This window comes from Mycobacterium sp. 852002-40037_SCH5390672 (assembly GCF_001665875.1).
Lineage (GTDB): Bacteria > Actinomycetota > Actinomycetes > Mycobacteriales > Mycobacteriaceae > Mycobacterium.
The window spans coordinates 103,995-123,520 of the sequence record NZ_LZTA01000038.1 but is presented as its reverse complement, the minus strand read 5'-3'; the positions used below and the strand labels follow the sequence as shown (position 1 = coordinate 123,520).

At 64.9% G+C, this 19,526-nt stretch carries 17 protein-coding genes and 1 pseudogene; 7 read left to right on the top strand and 11 right to left on the bottom strand.

The window, feature by feature from the left end; all coding sequences use genetic code 11:
- Position 1: 1 nt before the first annotated feature.
- On the bottom strand, positions 2-1,492 hold the full coding sequence (locus A5782_RS06000; RefSeq protein ID WP_067096494.1) for a molybdopterin-dependent oxidoreductase: 1,491 nt from the start codon (positions 1,490-1,492) through the stop codon (positions 2-4).
- Positions 1,493-1,503: 11 nt separating this feature from the next.
- On the bottom strand, positions 1,504-1,944 hold the full coding sequence (locus tag A5782_RS05995) for an oxidoreductase (RefSeq protein WP_067096491.1): 441 nt from the start codon (positions 1,942-1,944) through the stop codon (positions 1,504-1,506).
- A 311-nt stretch (positions 1,945-2,255) separates the two neighbouring features.
- Here A5782_RS05995 and A5782_RS05990 point away from each other — a divergent pair, with 311 nt between their 5' ends.
- Positions 2,256-4,223, top strand: a complete 1,968-nt coding sequence (locus tag A5782_RS05990; RefSeq protein ID WP_067096490.1) for a SpoIIE family protein phosphatase — start codon at positions 2,256-2,258, stop codon at positions 4,221-4,223.
- On the opposite strand, the gene A5782_RS05985 is transcribed toward A5782_RS05990, so the two are convergent.
- The 3 genes from A5782_RS05985 to A5782_RS05975 all read right to left on the bottom strand — a co-directional run bounded on the left by A5782_RS05985 (position 4,220) and on the right by A5782_RS05975 (position 7,809).
- Entirely contained in the window at positions 4,220-5,464 is a 1,245-nt protein-coding gene (locus tag A5782_RS05985) for an acyl-CoA dehydrogenase family protein (RefSeq protein WP_067096488.1), read from the bottom strand. The genes A5782_RS05990 and A5782_RS05985 overlap by 4 nt on opposite strands.
- 10 nt (positions 5,465-5,474) lie before the next feature.
- Positions 5,475-6,626, bottom strand: a complete 1,152-nt coding sequence (locus A5782_RS05980) for an acyl-CoA dehydrogenase family protein (RefSeq protein WP_067096996.1) — start codon at positions 6,624-6,626, stop codon at positions 5,475-5,477.
- Positions 6,627-6,849: 223 nt separating this feature from the next.
- Positions 6,850-7,809: an alpha/beta hydrolase gene (locus tag A5782_RS05975; RefSeq protein ID WP_067096486.1), complete on the bottom strand. Its 960-nt coding sequence runs from the start codon at positions 7,807-7,809 to the stop codon at positions 6,850-6,852.
- A gap of 358 nt (positions 7,810-8,167) precedes the next feature.
- Here A5782_RS05975 and A5782_RS05970 point away from each other — a divergent pair, with 358 nt between their 5' ends.
- A complete protein-coding gene (locus tag A5782_RS05970) occupies positions 8,168-9,400 on the top strand; it encodes a cytochrome P450 (RefSeq protein ID WP_067096484.1) in 1,233 nt (410 codons plus the stop codon).
- Positions 9,397-10,554 carry a Zn-dependent alcohol dehydrogenase gene (locus A5782_RS05965; protein WP_067096482.1) on the top strand — a complete coding sequence of 386 codons (1,158 nt, stop codon included), beginning with the start codon at positions 9,397-9,399 and terminating at the stop codon, positions 10,552-10,554. The genes A5782_RS05970 and A5782_RS05965 overlap by 4 nt, the downstream gene beginning before the upstream one ends.
- Positions 10,555-10,575: 21 nt before the next feature.
- Here A5782_RS05965 and A5782_RS05960 read toward each other — a convergent pair whose 3' ends face one another.
- Both A5782_RS05960 and A5782_RS05955 read right to left on the bottom strand, forming a co-directional pair.
- Complete coding sequence (locus tag A5782_RS05960; RefSeq protein WP_067096994.1) at positions 10,576-11,397, bottom strand: SDR family NAD(P)-dependent oxidoreductase; 822 nt, start codon at positions 11,395-11,397, stop codon at positions 10,576-10,578.
- A 52-nt stretch (positions 11,398-11,449) separates the two neighbouring features.
- Positions 11,450-12,670: a cytochrome P450 gene (locus A5782_RS05955; RefSeq protein WP_067096480.1), complete on the bottom strand. Its 1,221-nt coding sequence runs from the start codon at positions 12,668-12,670 to the stop codon at positions 11,450-11,452.
- Positions 12,671-12,828: 158 nt separating this feature from the next.
- Here A5782_RS05955 and A5782_RS05950 point away from each other — a divergent pair, with 158 nt between their 5' ends.
- The gene (locus A5782_RS05950; protein WP_067096477.1) at positions 12,829-14,325 is read left to right on the top strand and encodes an acyl-CoA carboxylase subunit beta; all 1,497 of its coding nucleotides are present in this window, start codon (positions 12,829-12,831) and stop codon (positions 14,323-14,325) included.
- A gap of 32 nt (positions 14,326-14,357) precedes the next feature.
- On the opposite strand, the gene A5782_RS05945 is transcribed toward A5782_RS05950, so the two are convergent.
- From A5782_RS05945 to A5782_RS27195, 4 genes and pseudogenes are all read right to left on the bottom strand, one after another.
- A complete protein-coding gene (locus tag A5782_RS05945; protein WP_067096475.1) occupies positions 14,358-15,401 on the bottom strand; it encodes a TIGR03857 family LLM class F420-dependent oxidoreductase in 1,044 nt (347 codons plus the stop codon).
- Positions 15,398-15,778, bottom strand: coding sequence for a nuclear transport factor 2 family protein (locus A5782_RS05940; RefSeq protein WP_067096472.1), 381 nt, complete (start codon positions 15,776-15,778; stop codon positions 15,398-15,400). Before A5782_RS05940 ends, A5782_RS05945 begins: the two co-directional genes overlap by 4 nt.
- A complete protein-coding gene (locus A5782_RS05935) occupies positions 15,778-16,923 on the bottom strand; it encodes a PHB depolymerase family esterase (protein WP_067096991.1) in 1,146 nt (381 codons plus the stop codon). Before A5782_RS05935 ends, A5782_RS05940 begins: the two co-directional genes overlap by 1 nt.
- A 182-nt stretch (positions 16,924-17,105) precedes the next feature.
- Positions 17,106-17,183: pseudogene (locus tag A5782_RS27195) on the bottom strand (DUF4440 domain-containing protein); the annotation flags it as partial.
- Positions 17,184-17,267: 84 nt separating this feature from the next.
- Here A5782_RS27195 and A5782_RS05930 point away from each other — a divergent pair.
- Genes A5782_RS05930 through A5782_RS05920 form a run of 3 tightly spaced genes read left to right on the top strand, consistent with a single transcriptional unit; the run spans position 17,268 to position 19,518 of the window.
- Positions 17,268-18,275, top strand: a complete 1,008-nt coding sequence (locus A5782_RS05930; RefSeq protein WP_067096469.1) for a Rieske 2Fe-2S domain-containing protein — start codon at positions 17,268-17,270, stop codon at positions 18,273-18,275.
- The gene (locus A5782_RS05925) at positions 18,272-18,901 is read left to right on the top strand and encodes an isochorismatase family protein (RefSeq protein WP_067096466.1); all 630 of its coding nucleotides are present in this window, start codon (positions 18,272-18,274) and stop codon (positions 18,899-18,901) included. Before A5782_RS05930 ends, A5782_RS05925 begins: the two co-directional genes overlap by 4 nt.
- Positions 18,898-19,518, top strand: coding sequence for a PaaI family thioesterase (locus tag A5782_RS05920; protein ID WP_067096464.1), 621 nt, complete (start codon positions 18,898-18,900; stop codon positions 19,516-19,518). The genes A5782_RS05925 and A5782_RS05920 overlap by 4 nt, the downstream gene beginning before the upstream one ends.
- Positions 19,519-19,526 lie beyond the last annotated feature (8 nt).

The window sequence follows — 19,526 nt, the reverse complement described above, 5'->3', positions numbered from 1 at the left end:
CTCAGATTTCCACGTCCTTGTCGTAGTACACGCGGTCCTCACGCCAACCACCGGTGCCCATGCCGATACCGGCGTAGTCCTCGACGAATTCGATCTGGTTGATCCACTTGGCCATTTTGAAACCCACTTGGGTTTCCACCCGCAGGCGCAGAGGCGCACCGTGTTGGATCGGCAACGGCTTGCCGTTCATTTCATAGGCCAGCAGTGTCTGCGGCTTGTCGGCGAACTCGAGGTCGAGCACTTCATAGAACTGGCCTCCGCCGTGCGACGCCGGCTCGTCGGTGCTGTTGTCCTGCATGGTCAAAAAGCAGACGTAGCGCGCCTGCGGCAGCGGCCGGACCAGATCCACGAGCTGACGCAGATGAACTCCGGTCCATTCGCCGATGCTGGTCCAGCCCTGGACGCAGTTGTGCATCACACATTGCGTTTCCGACTCGGCCAGCGCACGGAGCGCACTCAGGTCCAGGGTCACCGGGTTTTCCACCAGGCCGCCGACGCGCATTCGCCAGTCCACGAAATTGTGTACTGCCATCACTTTGTATTCGGTACTGGTGGGCGGCTTTCCGTTGACGCGGTGCTGCTTGGAGATCTTGTGGGCCGGATAGTTCTGTCGAGAGTTCAGCGGCCGCAGCAGCAGTCGACGAACCGCGGTGACGACGGCCCCCAGCACGCGCTGCACCGACCGTGGGTTACGCAGACTCCAGATCGTCGCCGCAACATGGACGGCGACGATCGCCGCAATGATCAGCAACGAGATCGCGGTGGCCCAGTTCGTGTTACGGACGGCACCGAAAATCATTGACGCGGTGAGTCTGCCCCAGCCCCAGAAGAAAATCATCGACAGGTGAATCGCGATGAAGACCAGGAAGGCGATCAGTCCCAAGAAGTGCAAGCTGCGCGCCCATTGCCGACCGCCCCACATTTGCACATACCACGGGAACCGCGCCTCGATCGCCGGAGACTGAGCGGCGCCGGTCAGGATCTGGAACGGTGCGAGGACAAAGACGACGCCGGCGTAGGTCAGCTTCTGGATGGCGTCCAACGGTTCACCGGGCAGCACCGGCGGAAGATTGAACGTCAGATACGTGACGATGTCGTCCCACGCTTCGGGGAAAATCGACCACGACGCCGGCCAGTAACGGTGCCATTGGCCGGTTGCGAACAGCAGGATGTAGTACGACAGGCCCAGCAGAATCCAGCCGATAACCACGAAGAAGTGCCAGTGACGTCCCACACCCAGCTGCGCGCGCCCGGGCAACGAAATCCACGGGCTGTAGTCCTCTTCCTCGTCGAGGGTGTCGTAAATCCTGTCCCGAGGCATGACCTTTCGGGTGAAGCGAGCCCACTCGGTGCCCGGCTTGCTGTCGTCGTGCCAGTACAACTTCGGATGCGTGGCCAGAATCTCGAGACCGCTGCGCAGGATCAGCGTCACGAAGAGCACGTTCAGCCAATGATCGATTCGCAGCCACACCGGATAATCCAACGTCGTCATGCCGAACTCCGTCAGTCGTACCACTGCTGGCGTTGCGGATAGGCCACGTTGATGCCCGATAACACCGTCGTGTGCACGGCGATGAATGCCGCCGCGAACGCCATCCCCAATGTTCCCGGTGCGAAGTCCCATCGGGCGCTCACCGCGGCGAGCCCGGGCAGGTTGACCCAACGAGTGACCAGATACACGCCGAGAAAGGCCGAGCAGAGCAAGCTGCCGAGGAACCAACCAGCTTGGGGCACAGACGGTTTGAAGCCGACCACCATGGCGGTTGCCGCGACCAGACAGCCGGCCGCCAGCACAAGCACGTAGGCGGCGAAATACCCGGGAAGGTCCGGCCGGGTGGTCAGCACGTAGATGTGCACCGCAACCAGACCCGTCAGCAGCGCCCCGCCCAGCGCCGTCACCGTACGGGGCAGGTTGAATGCCACCCAGCCGTTCAAGGTGAGCATTGGTGACGACAGAAGGCGCCGCTAGAGCGCCGTCGTGCGTCGCGTCACGAGATCGGCCACGACTGCGAGGTACCCTGCCCAAACCGGCTGCAAACGGGCCGTTTTGCCGTCCGAGGACCGCGACTGTCGCAGGCGTTAATTGCATTTGCCAACCGAATTAACCGATATCCTTCGGACCGGTAACCAAACCGTTGCGATACGCATCCAAGAACCATTGCTAATCTGAACAACTACGTGTGCAAATTAGGTCAACCCAATGACCCGGTTTTCGACTCGGCCCTCCGTTGGGGGCCGATAGGAGGAACGGCCAGATGGTGGCCGAAAAGGACTGGGACAGAACCGTCGGTGCGGCAGAGGACGTACGCCGCGTCTTCGAGAACGTCCCCGCGCTGTTGGTCGGGCTCGAGGGGCCCGACCACCGTTTTGTCGCGGTCAACGCGGCTTACCGCACACTGAGTCCGCCAATTGACTCCATCGGGCTATTTGTGCGCGACATCTATCCCGAGCTGGAGAGCCAAGAAATCATCCAGATGTTCGACCGGGTATATCAAACGGGCGAGCCGCAGTCGGGCACAGAATGGCGAGTCCAGGCCGACTTCGAGGGCGCGGGGCGCGCACAGGAACACTTCTTCGACTTCATCGTCACGCCGCGGCGCGCAGAGGACGGCTCGATCGAGGGCGTGCAGCTGGCCTTCGTCGACGTCACCAGCCGGGTGCAGACGCGGATGGCCGCCGATGCGCGGCTCGAGGAGCTGTCCGAGCGGTACCGCAACGTCCGCGATTCCGCCACCATCATGCAGCAGGCGCTACTGGCACCCTCGGTGCCCGTCATTCCCGGAGCGGACGTCACCGCGCAGTATCTCGTCGCTGCGGAGGACACCGCGGCCGGTGGCGACTGGTTCGACGCGATACCTCTTGGGGATCGGCTGGTACTCGTCGTCGGTGATGTCGTCGGCCATGGCGTCGAAGCGGCCGCGGTGATGTCGCAACTGCGGACCGCGCTGCGCATGCAGGTCGTCGCCGGATATCCGATCGCCGAAGCGCTCGAGGCGGTCGACCGATTCCGCAAGCACGTACCCGGGTCGAACACGGCGACCATTTGCGTCGGCTCGCTCGAGTGCGGCACCGGCGAATTCCGGTACTGCACCGCAGGACACCCGCCGCCGCTGCTGGTGACGGCGGACGCGACCGCGCGGTATCTCGAGCCTTCCGGCGCGGGCCCGCTCGGCAGCCGCACCGGCTTTCCGGTGCGCACCGAATTCCTTGACGTGGGTGACTCGATCCTGTTGTACACCGACGGCCTGATTGAAAGACCCGGCCGACCACTGGGCGCCAGCACCGCCGAATTCGCCGAGCTGGCCGCGAATATCGTCGGGGGTCAACGCGGCTTTGTCATCGAATCCTCGGTACGCCCGATCGACCGCATCTGTTCGGAGACACTGGAATTACTGCTGCGCTCGACCGGCTATAGCGACGACGTCACACTCCTTGCGGCGCAACGCCGGACCCCGCCCGCACCGCTGAGCCTGACACTGGATGCGACGATCCGCGCCGCACGTACGGTACGCACCCGCCTGCGCCAATGGTTGTCCGAGGCCGGCGCCGACGCCGACGACATTTCCGACGTGGTGCACGCGATCTCGGAGTTCGTCGAGAACGCGGTCGAGCACGGGTATGCAAGCGAGGTCACCGATGGCGTGGTCGTCGAGGCGATGCTGTCCGGCGACGGCAACCTGCACGCCTCGGTGATGGACCGCGGACGCTGGAAGGATCACCGCGAGGGCGAGAGGGGCCGCGGCCGCGGCCTCGCCATGGCCGAGGCCCTGGTGTCCGAGGCGCACGTCAGTCATGGATCCGAGGGGACGACCGCCAGTCTGACGCACCGGCTCTCACGGCCGGCGAACTTCGTCACCGACTCAGTGATCAGCCGGGGGGCCGATCGGCGGGCGGTCAACGCGGAATTCGTCTCCGAGGTCAGCGAACCGGGTCGCATCGTGGTCAGTGGCGACGTCGACTCCAACACCGCATCCACCCTGGACCGCCAGATCGCGGTCGAAAGCCGATCGGGCGTCGCACCGCTGACCGTCGATCTCAGCGCTGTCACCCACCTCGGATCGGCGGGCGTCAGCGCGCTGGCCGCCGCACGCGAGCGGGCACGCCGACAGGGCAGTGAGTATGTGTTGGTGGCCCCGCCGGGAAGCCCCGCGCACCACGTCTTGTCGCTGGTGCAGATCCCGGTGGTCAGCGGCCTCGCCGAGAACCTCGTGGCCGAAGGTTAACCCCGGTCGGCCCGTTCGCCGTGCCGCACCTGGTTGAATGGCACGCCGCGGTCGGCGGCGTATTCGCGGGGGAAGCCCAGCACCCGCTCGCCGATGACGTTGCGGGCCATCTCCGTTGTCCCGCCGCCGATGGCCACGGTCTGCCGGGATAGGTAACGCAAACCCGTTTCGAGTCCGGCGCCCGGTTCCCCCACCACGCCGGCACTTCCGGCGATCGCCAACGCCGTGTCGACGTCCGTCGTCGTGGTTTCGGAGTGAAACAGCCTGATGAGCGTTCCGGCGGCCGGCGGCAACGCGCCGTCTCTGACGCTGCGATACACGTGACCGATCAGTTGCTCGGCCACCGCACGGTGCACCAGGGCGCGACCGGCCATCTCGTGCACGCGTTCGTTGTCGGCTTGCCCGGTCTTCTCCGCAAGGGCCACGTAGTCAACCGGAATCGCATTGCCGCCCTCGCTGCCGCTGCCGCTGGCGAACTCGGACCCCTGGCCCACCGCTCGGCGTTCGTGGTACAGCTGCCGTGACGCCACCGCCCAGCCGTCGTTGACCTTCCCGACGACGGCGTCATCTCCGACATCGACCCCGTCGAGGAACTCCTCGCAGAATTCGGTGGAACCGCTCAGCATCGTGATGTGCCGCAACGTGATTCCCGGGTGTGCGATCGGCACCAGGAACATCGTCAGGCCCTCGTGCTTGGGCACATCCCAGTTGGTGCGGGCCAGACACAGGCCGTAATCGGCGGCGAACGCACTGGTGCTCCAGGTCTTGGCGCCGTTGATGATCCACCGATCGCCACGCCGCTCGGCCCGGGTGAGGACCCCGGCCAGATCCGATCCGCCGCTGGGCTCACTCAATAACTGCACCAGCACTTCCTCGCCACGCAGTGCCGCGGCGATGTGCTGCTTCTTCTGGTCTTCGCTACCGGTGTCGAGCAGGGTGGCGCAGCAGATCGTGAATGTCGGGGTGTTGAGGATCAACGGCATCTCGTAGTCGAGGGATTCGACGTCGAATGCCTTCTGGTATTCGTAGTCCAGCCCCAGGCCGCCGTATTCGCGGGGAAAGCAGATGCCCGCGAATCCGCCGTCATACAAACGCTTTTGCAGTTCTCGGGCCCTTAACCACGACCGTTCCTCATCACGCAGCGCGACCGGTGGGGACTCACGGTCGATGGGCGGCATGTTATCCGCCAGCCATGCCCTGGCCCGGGCAGCGAACTCCCCAACGGACTCCGTCGACGTCATCTGCTCTCCATCATTTCGCCGAACGTCCCGCCTTTTCGAACTCGTACACGCGCAGATTGTGTTCCTCAGGAGTTCCAAACATGCTGCGGTACAGTGTGATCCGACGAAGGTACAGGTGCAGGTCGTGTTCCCAGGTGACGCCGATGCCTCCGTGCATCTGCACACACGCCTGAACGATCTGACCCGCCATCTCGCCCACATAGGACTTGGCGATGCTGGCTGACAAGTTCGCTTCCGGCGCGCGGGCGGCCACGTCTGCGACCGCCGCTGAGGTGGTGGCACGACAGGCTTCCAGCCAGAGCTTCATGTCGGCGAACTTGTGTTTGAGGGCTTGGTAGGACGCCAGTGGACGGCCGAATGTGTGTCGGTCCAGCGCCCATTGCACGGTGAGGTCGAACACCGTCTGCAGGGCACCGACCACCTCGGCGCATTGCAGCACCTGGGCGATTTGGCTTTGTCGATCGATGAGCGCAGCCGTCTCGTCGGCGGTGCCGACGGCCGCTGACCGTGGCACCACGACTTTGTCGAAGTGCACGCGGGCGTATTGCTTGACCAGATCGACAGACTGCTGGGGTTCAATCCGGACGCCCGCCGCGTCCGCCGGGACCAGAAATTGACGAATCTCGGCAGCGTTCGCGCCGCACCGGGCCACCACCAACAGCGCAGCACTCTGGGCGCCCGCCTCGACGCGGTCCTTGATGCCGTCGATGCGATAACCGGAGTCGGTCTCGGTGGCCGTCACCGACGGATTCAGCGGTGCCCACCGTTGGCCCGGCTCACAAACCGCCCACGACGCCACGGTTTCACCAGATATCAACGCCTCGATGGCGTCGGCGTGCTCGTCGGAGTTTGTGCACTCGACAAGCCCGGCCAGCACGGTGCTGACCGGATACAGCGGTCCGGGCGCCACCGTCTTGCCGAGCTGTTCGGCGACCATCGCCAAGTCGGCAAAGCCGTTCTCCGAAACGCTTCCGCCGCCCAACTCCTCCGGGACGAGCAGACCAGTCCAGCCGAGCTCGGCGGCGCGCCGCCACCACGCGGGCTCGAACGACGTACCCGCGGCGTGCAGCTCCCGTACCCGCCGCAGTGGCGCTTCCTTCTCCAGGAAAGCTTGGGTGGTCGCGGTGAAAAGGATCTTTTCGGGAGAATCGAGGGTGGTCATGGTGCCGAGGGGATCCTTCTTGACATTCGATCGTTGCGGCTGCAACGGAAACGGTTTGAGTGTTTGATCATCCGCCCGATCGGTCCTCGGTTGGCTGGCGATTCTGATGTTAGCAACGCGCAATACGGTAAGAGATACCGGAGTTCAGTCGGTAAAACCGGGGACGAGTGCGTCGACCTTGGATTTCGGCGCGACGGCCGGGGTCACGGGGATGCGATCACAGCTACATGGCGAACACGCGGCGCACCGCCTGTGCGTGCAGCGCCCGATTCTCCTGGGAAACAACCCAATCGGGGACCATCGAGTCGAACCCGTTGAAGGTCGCCGCGATCACATGCAATTCGGTGTGGACGTACGCGTGCAACAGCCGGTTGGCGTAGTCGATGGCCTCGTCGCGGCAGGGATCGATCTCCGAGCAGCTGACGAACGTGGGCGGCAAGCCTTCCAGATTGGCTCGGTGCGCGGGGACCTGCTGGCCGTTGGCGCCGGCGTGGCCGAGATAGTGGTTCCATGCCCGGCTCACGGCCGGACCATTGAGGCCCGGGGTGCGCTGGAATTCGCGACGCGAGGGCGTGGCGTCGGAATCGAGCATCGGCTGGTGCAGAATCTGCATCAGGATCGCTGGACCTTCCTGGTCGAACATGCGCTGAGTCAGGCCCGCCACCAGTGCCGCACCGGCATCCCGGCCCATCACCGCGATGCGGTTGGCGTCGGCGTCCAGCTCTGCGCTGTTCTCGACGGCGTAACGGAAGGCCGCTTCGACATCGTCGAGTGCCGCCGGACACGGATTCTCTGGTGCCAGCCGGTAGTCGACCGACACCACCAGGCAGCCGCCGTCGCGGGCCAACTCCACACAGTGGGCATGGTCAGTCTCCAGGTTGCCGGTGACGAAGCCACCGCCATGGGCGTAGACCACCACCGGCGCGCAGGATTCAGTGCGGCCGCGATACAAACGCAGGCCGAGCTGCTGACCGTCCGGCCCGGCGATGGATCGTGAATCGATGGAGACGCCAGTGGTATCGGCCGACGCGGCGCGCAGCGCGGCCAGCAGGTTGGCGTGTTCACGCTCGGCGGGCAGTGTCTCGGCGCGGAATTCGAACGCGCCCAACTCCACGGCGGCGTCCCGCAGCACCGGATCGATACGGTTGAGGCCGTGTGGGCGGGCCGGTTTCGTCTGTGTCATATCAACTCATTTTTCGGGCTCGTCGTGCGGGCTCATCGGCGGTGCCGGGAAGGTAAGCCTTACCGTAGACCACCTTCAAGGTAGACCTGCGCTTTTAGGGTTTGACACCGAGGTACTCGGCGCCGCGAACCGAGCCCTGCGGGCCGGCGGTGTCGTAAATACGGGCCATATCGAGTCGGCCGCAGCACAAGGCGAATTGGTCGCTGTCCGACTCGCGATGGCGCCCCAGCCATTGGGCTTCGTTGCTATCTATACTATGATAGCTATTTTCGGCTGGGTACCCACCGCCGTGGATTCGCGGGCACTCGTAATTCGGTCCGCGTGAACGGCCTTATCGGTTGTTTCAGGAGGAGCGCTGATGACGCTCAGCACTGGCCCGAACGGTCAGCCCGTCGTGCCCCCGCTCGATTTCACCGGCGAAACCAGCCCCTACCCGTTCTTTCAACACATGCGGCACACCGACCCGGTGTGGCACGGTTCCCTTTCCGATGCCAGCCAGTTGCCGGAGGAGCTGCGGCCCAGTGACGAGTGGGTCCTTTTCGGTTACGACGGTGTCTCCCAAGCTTTTCGCGACGATCGGATCTTCACGTCGGCCGCCTACGACAAGACGATCGGGCTGGTGATGGGACATACCATCCTGGCGATGGGCGGGCGCGAACACCACGACCACCGCAACCTGGTGGCCAAAGCGTTCCGCGCGACCGCGCTGCAACGCTGGGAACCGTCGGTCATCGGGCCGGTCTGTGATCAACTGGTCGACGAGATCAAGAATGACGGTCATGCCGATCTGGTGAAAGCGGTGACCTTCGAATTTCCCACGCGGATCATCTCGACGCTGTTGGGTCTGCCCGCTGAGGATCTCGACCTGTTCCGGCGTCTGTCCCTCGACCTGATCTCGATCCCGACCGACATCGTGGCGGGATTGAACGCCGCCACCGAGCTCTACGACTACTTCCTCAAACAGGTCGAGCAGCGCCGGCGCAAGCGGACCGATGACATCATCGGCGACCTGGTCGCCGCCGAAATCGATGGTGAAAAACTCACCGACGAGGCCATCATCGCCTTCTTGCGGTTGTTGTTGCCTGCCGGCCTGGAGACCACCTATCGCTCATCGGGCAATCTGCTGTACCTGCTGCTGACCCACCCCGAACAGCTGGCGATGGTGTACCAGGATCGGTCATTGATACCGATGGCGATCGAGGAGGGTCTACGATTCGAAACTCCACTGACCATGGTCATGCGCACCACGACCGAGGAGGTCGAAATCGGCGGTAAGACAATCCCTGCCGAGGCCCAGATCGACATGTGTATGGGCTCGGCCAATCGCGACGAGAGTCGCTGGACCGATCCCAACACGTTCGACATTCGCCGGCCTCGCCAATCTCACATCGCCTTCGCCGGTGGTATCCACATGTGCCTCGGCATGCACCTGGCCCGGATGGAGACACGGGTCATGTTGAACAGCCTGTTCGACCGCGTCGAACATCTGGAGTTCGTGCCCGACGACGGAACCGGTGAGGAATCCAAGATCATCGGGGTCACCTTCCGATCGCCGAACAAGATTCCGGTCACGTTCGCCCCCGCCGCATGAGAAGCCGCGCAGCGATCCTGCACGACGTCGGCGGGCCGTGGTCTGTCGAGGAATTCGAGCTCGATCCGCCCAAGGCCGGCGAGGTCCTGGTGCAGATGGCGGCCGCCGGCTTGTGCCATTCCGACGACCACATCCTCAAAGGCGACATGTCGGCGCCCAATGAGGTGATGCGATCCATGGGGCTGCCGACCATGTTCCCGACGATCGGTGGTCACGAAGGTTCTGGCATCGTGCGTGAGGTCGGTCCCGGTGTCACCGACTTCGCAACGGGTGACCACGTAGTGATGTCCTTCGTCGCCGTTTGCGGCCAATGTCGTTGGTGCGCCAGCGGAATCGAGTACCTTTGCGACGTCGGCATCGGCACCATGATCCCGGGAATGCCGACGGACGGCACGTTCCGCCACCACACCGCCGACGGCCGAAACCTGGGTCATATCGCCAAGATCGGCGCATTTGCCGAACACACTGTGGTATCGACGAATTCACTGGTGAAGATCCAGGAACACCTGCCACTGACGTCAAGCGCACTGTTGTCCTGTGCCATCCCAACCGGTTACGGTTCGGTCGCCAACCGGTCCAACATGCGCGCCGGCGATACCGTCGTGGTGATCGGCGTCGGTGGGATCGGCACGGGCGCGATCCAAGGTGCCCGGATCAACGGCGCTGCCCAGATCGTGGCGGTGGACCCGGTGGAGTTCAAACAGAAATCGGCGCTGCAATTCGGCGCGACCCACAGCGCGGCAACGACCGTCGAGGCGATGGACCTGGTGCGGGATTTGACGTACGGGGTGATGGCCGACGCGGTGGTGGTCTCGCCGTCGTTGATCACCGCCGAGGATGTCCGTGACGCGGTGAAGCTCACCCGCAAGGGCGGCACCTGCGTGCTGACCGGCATGACCTCGCAGCTGACCCGGTCGGTCAAGATCGACCTGCAGGACTTCATCTTGATGAACAAGACGTTGGCGGGCACCATATTCGGCTCGTGTAACCCGAAGGCGGACATCTCCCGGCTGGCGCTGCTCTACCAGACCGGCCAGCTTCAGCTCGACGAGATGATCACGAAGCGTTATCGCCTCGACGAGGTCAACGACGCCTACGACGACCTACTCAACGGCAAGATCGTCCGGGGCGTCATCGATTTCGGGGTCAGCTGACCTGGCGTCCGGGGTAGCGCCCTAGCCGAGCTTGGCCAGGGTGTGATCCCACAATTCACGTGCGAGGTCGGGATCTTCTGCCGCCCGATTAGCTTTGGCGACTTTGCCTTTCACGTAGTATTCACCGACCGCCCAGTCGACGCCCGGCACGCTGGTCGCCAGCCAGACCAGCGAATCGGCGCCATGATCTGCGGACTTGATCATCCGGCTGACCGGCGTGCGTTGCATGGTGGTCAGAAACCGAGAGCCAGACGAGTGACCGATGTTGGTATTGACGAACCCGGGGTGCACCACCGCCACCGAAAGACCTTCGGCGGAAAAGCGACGATGTAATTCCTTGGTGAACAAGATGTTTGCCAGCTTCGCAAGTGCGTAGGCGGTGCTGGGCCGGCGTCGGTCCGTCGTATCGAAATCGGCGAGCTTGACCTTTCGCAGCAATCGTTGAGACGAACTGGATGTGTTGACGATCGTGGCTCGCGAACCGACGAGCACGTCCAGCAGCTGCGTGGTGAGCAAGAACGGCGCCAGGTAGTTGACCTGAAGGGTGATCTCGTGGCCGTCGGGCGTCCGCTGCAGCTTCGAGAACACTCCCCCGGCGTTGTTGCCCAGCACGTCGATGCGCGGATACCCGGACCGGATTTTGTCCGCCAGCGCCCGCACCTGGGACAGGTCGGCGAAGTCGGCGACGAAGTAGTCGGCATCGAGCTCCGCGGCCACGGCCGCGGTCTTGCTCTCCGACCGTCCCACCAGCACCACGTTGTCACCGCCGCGGCTGATCCGGCGGGCCGCCGCCGCGCCGATGCCGTCGCTGGCACCGGTGATGACGATCGTCCTGCGCGCCATTGCCTCGACCTCCACGGCGAGTGTAGCGATAGCGCGCGGGGGGCGGGTGCGGTCAGGCCAGCGAGTACCGAACCGGCAGGTGTTTGAGTCCGCCGACGAACGTGGTGGCGACCAATTCCGGGTCACCGGTCAGTTCAACGGATTTGAGCCGGGGCAACAGCTCCGAGAAGAAGCTGTTGACCTCCATGCGGGCCAGCGCCGCACCCATACAGAAGTGCACACCGTAACCGAAGGCCACGTGCTTGTTGGGGTCGCGACCGACGTCGAAGCGGAACGGATCGCTGAAGACATCCTCGTCGCGGTTGGCCGAAACATAGGACAGCAGCACCGAGTCCCCGGCGGCGATGGGCACTCCACGCACGGTGGTGTCCTTCGCGGCGGTCCGCATGAATTCCTTGACCGGAGTTACCCAGCGGATCATCTCCTCGGTGGCCAGCGGCATCAAGTCGAGGTTGTCGCGCAGGCGCTGCAGTTGGTCGGGATTCTCGATGAGCGCGTGCAGGCCGCCGGAGATGGTCGCGCTGGTGGTGTCGTGACCGGCGGTGGCCACGATCAGGTAGTAGGACACGGTATCGATGTCCGACAAGGGTTCGCCGTCGACGCGGGCGTTCGCGATCGCCGATGCGAGGTCCTCGGTGGGATGCTCGCGACGAGACGCCGTCACACCGTTGAAGTAACCGAACATGTCGAACAAAGCCGGCAGCTGGTCCTCGTTCGTGCTGCCACGTTTGAATTCGGAGTCGTCGCTACCGAACAACTCCTGGGTCAGCTTGAGCATCCGCGGAAAATCGGCCTCGGGCAGCCCAAGCAGCGACATGATCACGTAGAGCGGGTAATTGACGGCGACTTCCTGAACGAAGTCACATTCGGGGCCGGCCGCCATCATCTTGTCGACATAGATCTTGGCCAATTCGTCAACACGGACCTTCAACGCCCGCATCGCCTTTGGCCGAAACCAGTCTGAGCCGATCGCGCGCACCACCCGATGCGCAGGATCGTCCAGATGGATCAGCGTGCGCACGCCGGCGGCGGCCTGCATCTCGTCGCCCTCGGCGGTCGTCAGCACCGGCCGCGGCCAGTTGGTGAAGAGCATGTTCTCGCGTTCGATGTCCATGATGTCGGCGTGTTTTGTGATCGCCCAGAACGGCCGGTAGTTCGCAACGTCCACCCAGGACACCGGAGCGTTGGCACGCAGGTGTGTCAGTGCCGCATGCAGCCGCCGCTCGTCGGTGTACGCCAACGGGTCCGCCAACAGCTTCGCGGCCTCGTCCATCGTCGTTGCGCTCACTGGTGAGACTCCTCGATTCGGGACGCCCCGCCGGCCTCCAGGCAGGCGGCGTCAGACATGCGGGTAACTTTACAGTAAGCGATCCAGTATGTGACCCTGCAAATCTGGTCGCGCGACGAATCTCCATGAGGTAGGACATAGGCATGCCGAAAGCCCAGGATTGGGGAGAAACGCTCGAGGATCTCGAGCGGCGCCGTCAGCAGGCGTGGGACATGGGCGGGCCGGAGCGGCTCGACAAGCATCGCAGTAAAGGCAAGCTCGACGCCCGGGCGCGAATCGAGTACCTCCTCGATCCGGGCACATTCCGTGAGCTCGGCACCCTGGTGGGTGGTGAGATCGCGGCCGACGGCCTGGTTGTCGGCTCCGGCGAGATCAACGGCTCACCGGTGATGTTGGGCGCCGAGGACTTCACCACCATGGCGGGCAGCATCGGGCCCGGCGGCAACTCGAAGCGGTACCGCATCGCCGAACTGGCGCTGCGGGACAAGATTCCACTGGTGATGCTGCTCGAAGGTGCCGGCTTCCGCCCCACCGGTGGCCATTACGGCCGGACCCCTACCGACCTGCTCGCCCAGGCGCAGTGCTCGGGCCGCGTCCCGACCGTCGCGGCCGTGCTCGGCCCGTCGGCCGGACACGGCGCGCTGGTGGCCCCGGTCTGCGACTTCCGCATCATGAGCAGACAGGGTGCCATCTTCACCGCCGGACCGCCCGTCGTCAAAGAGTCCACCGGCGAAGAGATTTCGAAGGAAGACCTCGGCGGACCGACCGTCGCTCTGCCCAGCGGAGTGATCCACAACGTCGCCGAGGACGACGAGGCCGTCCTCGACCATGTCCGGCGCTATCTGTCGTACTTCCCGCCGAGCGCATGGTCCTACCCGCCGTCACTGCCCGCGGACGAGGCCGGCCGGCCGCGGCAGACGCCGGAGCTGCTCGACATCGTGTCCCGGGACAATCGCCGCGTCTACGACATGCGTGCCGTGCTCGACGTCGTCTTCGACGACCCCGACTGGTTCGAGGTACAACCGCAGTTCGGCAAGGCGATCATCTGCGGGCTGGCCCGCCTCGGCGGCCACCCCGTCGCGGTGGTGGCCAACCAGCCCCAGGTGCTGGCCGGTTCCATCGACGCCGACGCCGCCGACAAGGCCGCGCACTTCATCATGGTGGCCGACTCGTTCCACCTGCCCATCGTCTTTTTGGCCGACAATCCGGGCATGCTGCCCGGCAGCCGCTCCGAGCGCAGCGGCGTCTTGCGGGCCGGCGCGCGGATGTTCGCCGCGCAGACCGCCGCCACCACGTTGAAGCTGCATCTCACGCTCCGCAAGGCCTATGGGTTCGGATCGATGGTGATGTCGCTGTTGGGCTTCGACCATCAGGTCGCGACCTTCGCCTATCCCGGGGCGACCATGGGCGCCATGAGCGCCGCGGCGCTCAGCCGCGCATCGCACGCCGGCGAGGATCTCTCGGTCAAGCTGCGCGACGCCGAGCTGCAGGCGTCCTTCCGGTCGGCCGAGCACATGGGATTCGACGAACTCATCGATCCCCGTGAGACACGTGACGCCCTGCTCGCTTCCCTGAAGCGCGGCCTGTCCAGCAGGCAAGCCGCCGCCGAACCCGTGACCCGGACCGTCATCATGCCGTGAGTGACGCGCCCACCGGCACGCCACAATTGAAGCTAATCCCCCGTGCGGTAGGCCGCGACGACCGGCTCGAGCTCGTCGGGTGTGGCACCGTGCATGATGACCGCGTCGGCTCCGTAGGCGAATTCCTTGCGGATACGATTCGCACACTCACTCGCCGACCCGGTGGCCGAGGGTTCCAGCCATTCGTCGGGAATCAGCGTCGCGATGTGCTCGATCTGTTCGGCCGTGCCCTTGTGATCGATCCCGCCGGCGATCGAGGTGACCACCGGGTCTTCGCGGAATCGTTGCAGCACCGCGGGATCCCAGTTATTGGTTTCGACCAGCAGATCACCGTAGCCCTGCAGGTAGGTGGCCAGACGCGCCACGGTCTTCTTCAGCCGCAGTGCTTCGGGCAGATGGTCACCGACGGTGGCGAAGCACGACCACACCCGCACGCTGTCGGGGTCGCGGCCGGCCTTCTCCGCGGCCGACTTCACCGTTTTGACGCTGCGTTGCAAGGTCTCTGGGGTGAAGTAGGTGTGCAGTATGACGTCGTCGAACACGCGTCCCCCGAGCGCGAGCGTGTTGGGCCCGAAGGCCACCAGCGCCAGCCGGATGTCCTCGTTGAAGTCGGGATCGAGGAACAAGATGGGGTACTTACCCATCGGGCCGTCGTGGTTGAAGATCAGCTCGCCGTGCCACAGTCGGCGCATGACCTGGGCCCAGTCCTCCATCTGCGCTGTCGTCACCGCCGGGATGCCGAAGGCCCCGTAGATCGCGGCGATGCCGCGCCCGACACCCAGGGTGAACCGGCCGCCGGAGAGGCGATGCATCGTGGTCGCCCACGACCCGGTGATCAGGGGATGGCGGGTGTTGTGATTGGTTGCGGCGGTAGCGATTTGCATCCGGCTGGTCACCGCGCACGCCGCCCCGACCAGAGACGACGCCTCTTTGACGTTCCACCGCTCGGAGATGAACGCGGTGCCGAAGCCGAGTTCCTCGCCACGGCGAGCCTCGTCCATCAATGTTGACGGGCCTTCACCGCCGGCCCCGGCCAGCAGATAGAAGCCCAATTCATCAAGCGCACCGTCACTCAATTCCAAACCCCTTGCTGGTAGCCGCAGTTCCAAACCTCGGTAATCTTGCCATCGACGACGCGGAACACCTCGATGCTGGCGATGGTGGTCTCGGTGCCGTCCTTGGCGGTTATCGTCGAGTCGTAGACGATCGCCACGTGCTCGCCGTCGTCCCCCTCGATGACCACGTTGAGGTCGAAGTGCAACGAATCGACCATCTGCCACATGTCCACCACCCGCTGTACCGCTTCAGCGTGGGTCAGCGTGCGCGCCTCGCCGACCTCGTGCCGAATCACGGTGTCGGCCAGCAATTCCTCGGCCAGTTCGATATTGCGCTCGTTCCACACGACGAGGTTGTAGAGCTCGACCACCGTTCGTGCGGTCCACGTGGGTGCCATCAGTCGGGCACCGCGTCGTCTGCGTTTCGCGCGGCCACGTCGCCCAGGAATCGGTCGGTGATGCGCTGCACCCGCCGCGAGAAGATGTGCCCGACGTGGCTGCCGTCGTACCAGTACAGCTGGCCGCCCCAGCGGTCTTGCAAGGCGTTCGCGGGCTCGCGCATCGCCATCCGGTCGTGCCACGCCCCGACGATGAGCCGGCGATCCGGCGGCGGGGACGGAATGACCGCCAAGGGGTCGATCACCGAGGTCAGCTGGGTGACCACAGGCGATTCCAGCAACTCGCGGAAACCCTCGCGAGATGAGCCCCACCGCTGCAGGTGCCGCGCGATCATCGCATTGAGCCCCAGAATCGGCGTGTAGAGGGCGACGGCGTCAATCTGCTTCTCCAGGTGTGAAACCAGCGCGGCCACCGGGCTCCCCATCGAAATCCCCGCCACCACAACGGCGGTGGCTTGCGGCTGCACCCAACGCACGACGGCGCGCACCTCGGAGACCACGCGCATCATCCCGGCCACATTGCCCAGCGGATCCATGTCGGGATAAACCGGCCACTGGCGCCGCCGACAACCGTGACCGGGCTGCACCGGCATCGCGACGTTGAACCCCAGCGTGTGATGTATCCGTCCGATCCGGGACAACAGCAGGTCTTCGGTGCCGCCCTGACCGGCGCCGTGCACCCATACCAGCCACGGCCTGGGCCCATCGTGGTGCCGGCACAGGTGCACCACCGCCCGCGCCGGGCCGCCGAGTCCGTCGGCCTCCAGCGTGGCCGGCAGCATCGGGTCGTGTTCGAACGCCATCCGTTCATAGGCAAGACCCGCGAAGCTGCGCTTGCGTATCGAATTTGCCCGCAACGGTTTCGGGTCCGCGTGCGCCCGGTCGATACCCAGCGAGGAGAGCTCCTCGGCCGCCGCGGTGCACGCGTCCAGTGGCCGCATCGCGGCGGGACTTCTGCCCAGCAGCGAAAAGCCGCTCAGCACAATCTCGTCGAGCATCGCCTCGCCGAACTGGCGCGCTCCGCGTGGCGATAGCGGGGCCCAGCCGGTCGACTCCTGCAGCCCGGCCACCGTGCGCGGCACCAGCATTCCCAATTCGCGGGCCACGTCCCTGGCCAGGCTGAGCCCACTCAATGCCGTCGCCATGTCGCCCACCTTCACCCGCTAAGCCAGTTTGGACCCGGTGTATCCGCCGGACGCGATTTCGTCGCGGCGGCGCCGGTATTCGGGTACTCCGCCCGTATAACCCGTGTACATCCGTTTCTTGCCGGGCACATTGCCAGGGTGACCACGACATCGGTGGTGAAGACCCCACGCCAGGACTCGACGTCTTTGGTGTCCTGGAAGCGGCAGTAGCGCGCCTTCAGCTGCCGGGTGGCTTCCAGCTCGTCAGCCGCTGTCGTCATTTCACTCCTTGCCGGACGCGGGCCGGACTGCTGAAATCTATACTGTAATGGATTTAGTATCAACGATCACGAGAGGCGCTGGCCGTGAAGGTCCCGTTCACCTGGAAGGTCACCGGTTGGTTCATGGTCGGCTGGTCTCCGGAGTTTCCCGTCGGCGAGGTCAGGCCGCTGCATTATTTCGGTGAGGATCTGGTGGCCTACCGCGACGAGCAGGGTCAGTTGCACGTCTTGGAAGCACATTGCAAACACCTCGGCGCGCATATCGGTCACGGCGGCAAGGTGGTCGGCGATTGCGTCGAGTGCCCCTTCCACGGCTGGCGCTGGGGTCCGGACGGCACCAACCGATACATCCCCTATCAGCCGGACCGGCCCAACCGCGGGCTACGGCTCAAGGTCTTTCCCGTCCGGGAGCAGTACGACTGCGTCTTCGTCTGGCACCACCCGGACGGCAAGGAGCCGCAGTGGGAAATGCCGGACATCTTTCGCAAGTTCCCGCAGTTCGAGACGGACCCGGCGGCCTATTACCGTGCATACCCGGAGTTCTCCCGCCGCGCGGAACGCGAACCGGTGCATCCGCAGATCGTCGCCGAGAATGCGCCCGACAGTGCTCATTTCGAGTACGTCCACCATGCCACGGTGACGCCGCGGGTGCTGGACTGGAAGATCGTCGACCACGAGTGGCAGTTCATCGCGGGCTGGCCGGATGCGCGCAGCGACGACCCAACGGAGCTAGCGTTGCGGTTCCACAGCCACTTGTTCGGCCTCGGCGGTGCGATCAGCGTCTTCGAAGGCGCGCAGAATCACCGGCTGATCTTCACCTGCACGCCGGTCGACGACGAATGCTCGGACCTGTTCTACTCGATCTGGTGGCCGCGGACCCCCGGCGACACCGCAGACGTTCCCGAGGGCAAACTGCGGGAGGTCATCGAGAAACAGTTCCTGTCCACCGTGTTCGACGATCTGCAAATCTGGCGCTACCAAAAGTACGTAGAACACCCCGCGTTGTCGAAAGTCGACGCGAAAGGGTATATGGCGCTGCGGAAATGGGCGATGCAGTTCTATGACGTCGCGCCGGTGGGCACCCCCGCATGATGGATCGGCTGGCCGACCTGGCCGCACCCGAGCACACCGCGATCGTCACGCAGGAGTGCCAGGGTGCGGTGATGGGTCCCGACGCCGGATTGGCGATGCTCGCCGACGAAGCCCGCCGCGAGGCGCTGCCCAACATCGCGCGCCTGCTGCCGGCGGCCCGGGCGGCCGGGGTGCGGGTGGTGCACTGCCTGGTGCAGCGGCGGCCCGACGGGCTCGGCTCCAACCACAACGCGAAGATCTTCGCGATGGGCGGCGGTAACCAGGTGGACATCACGCCGGGCACGCCGGGTGCGGAGCTGCTGCCCGAATTGGGGCCGGAGACCTCCGATGTGGTGTTGCGTCGCTGGCATGGTGTGGGACCGATGGGCGGCACGGATCTGGACGCGGTGCTGCGCAATCTCGGGGTGTCGACCGTGGTCGTGGTGGGTGTTTCGCTGAACATCGCGATTCCCAACCTCGTCATGGACGCCGTCAACGCCGCCTACCGGGTGGTGCTCCCCCGGGACGCGGTCGCCGGTATACCCGCCGACTATGGTGCAGCGATGATCGCTAACACGCTGTCGCTGCTGGCCACCATCACCAGTACCGACGATCTGCTCCGGATATGGGGAGAGGGAACGCGATGACCGACGCGGCGCCAGAAGTTCGCGGCGGATTCCCCGACGTCAGACCGGTCGAGGACGCGCCCGAGGAATTGGGCCCGTTCGTCGCCGCGCTGCGCCGCCTGCAGGACCTGACCGTGTCCACCAAACCGGACCCCGCACTGTGGGCCGCCGCGACCGCGCACCTACAGAACGCCTGCGCTCTACTGGACGGCCACCAGGTCCCAGAGACCGAGGCGGTGGCCGGGCGGGTGCTGAGCCTGCCCGGGTTGGCCCATCCCCTGATGCCACCCTGGCTGGTGACCGACTCCGGTCCCGACGGCGTGCGGATGGCCGGTCATTTCACCACCTCGCACATCGGCGGGAATCGGGCCGTGCACGGCGGCATGATCCCGCTGTTCTACGACTGGCTATTCGGCATGGCCGTGACCGCCGCAGACATCCGGCCGACCCGCACCGCTTATCTGCACGTCGACTACCGCAGCATCACTCCCGTCGACCAGCCGCTGACGGCCCAAGGCCGCATCACGGACATCGACGGCAGGAAGGTTTTCATTGACGCTACTATGATAGCCGCCGATGGAACCCTGCTCAGCGAAGCCAACGGCCTGATGGTCCGACTGCTCCCCCACCAGCCGTGAGAGGCACG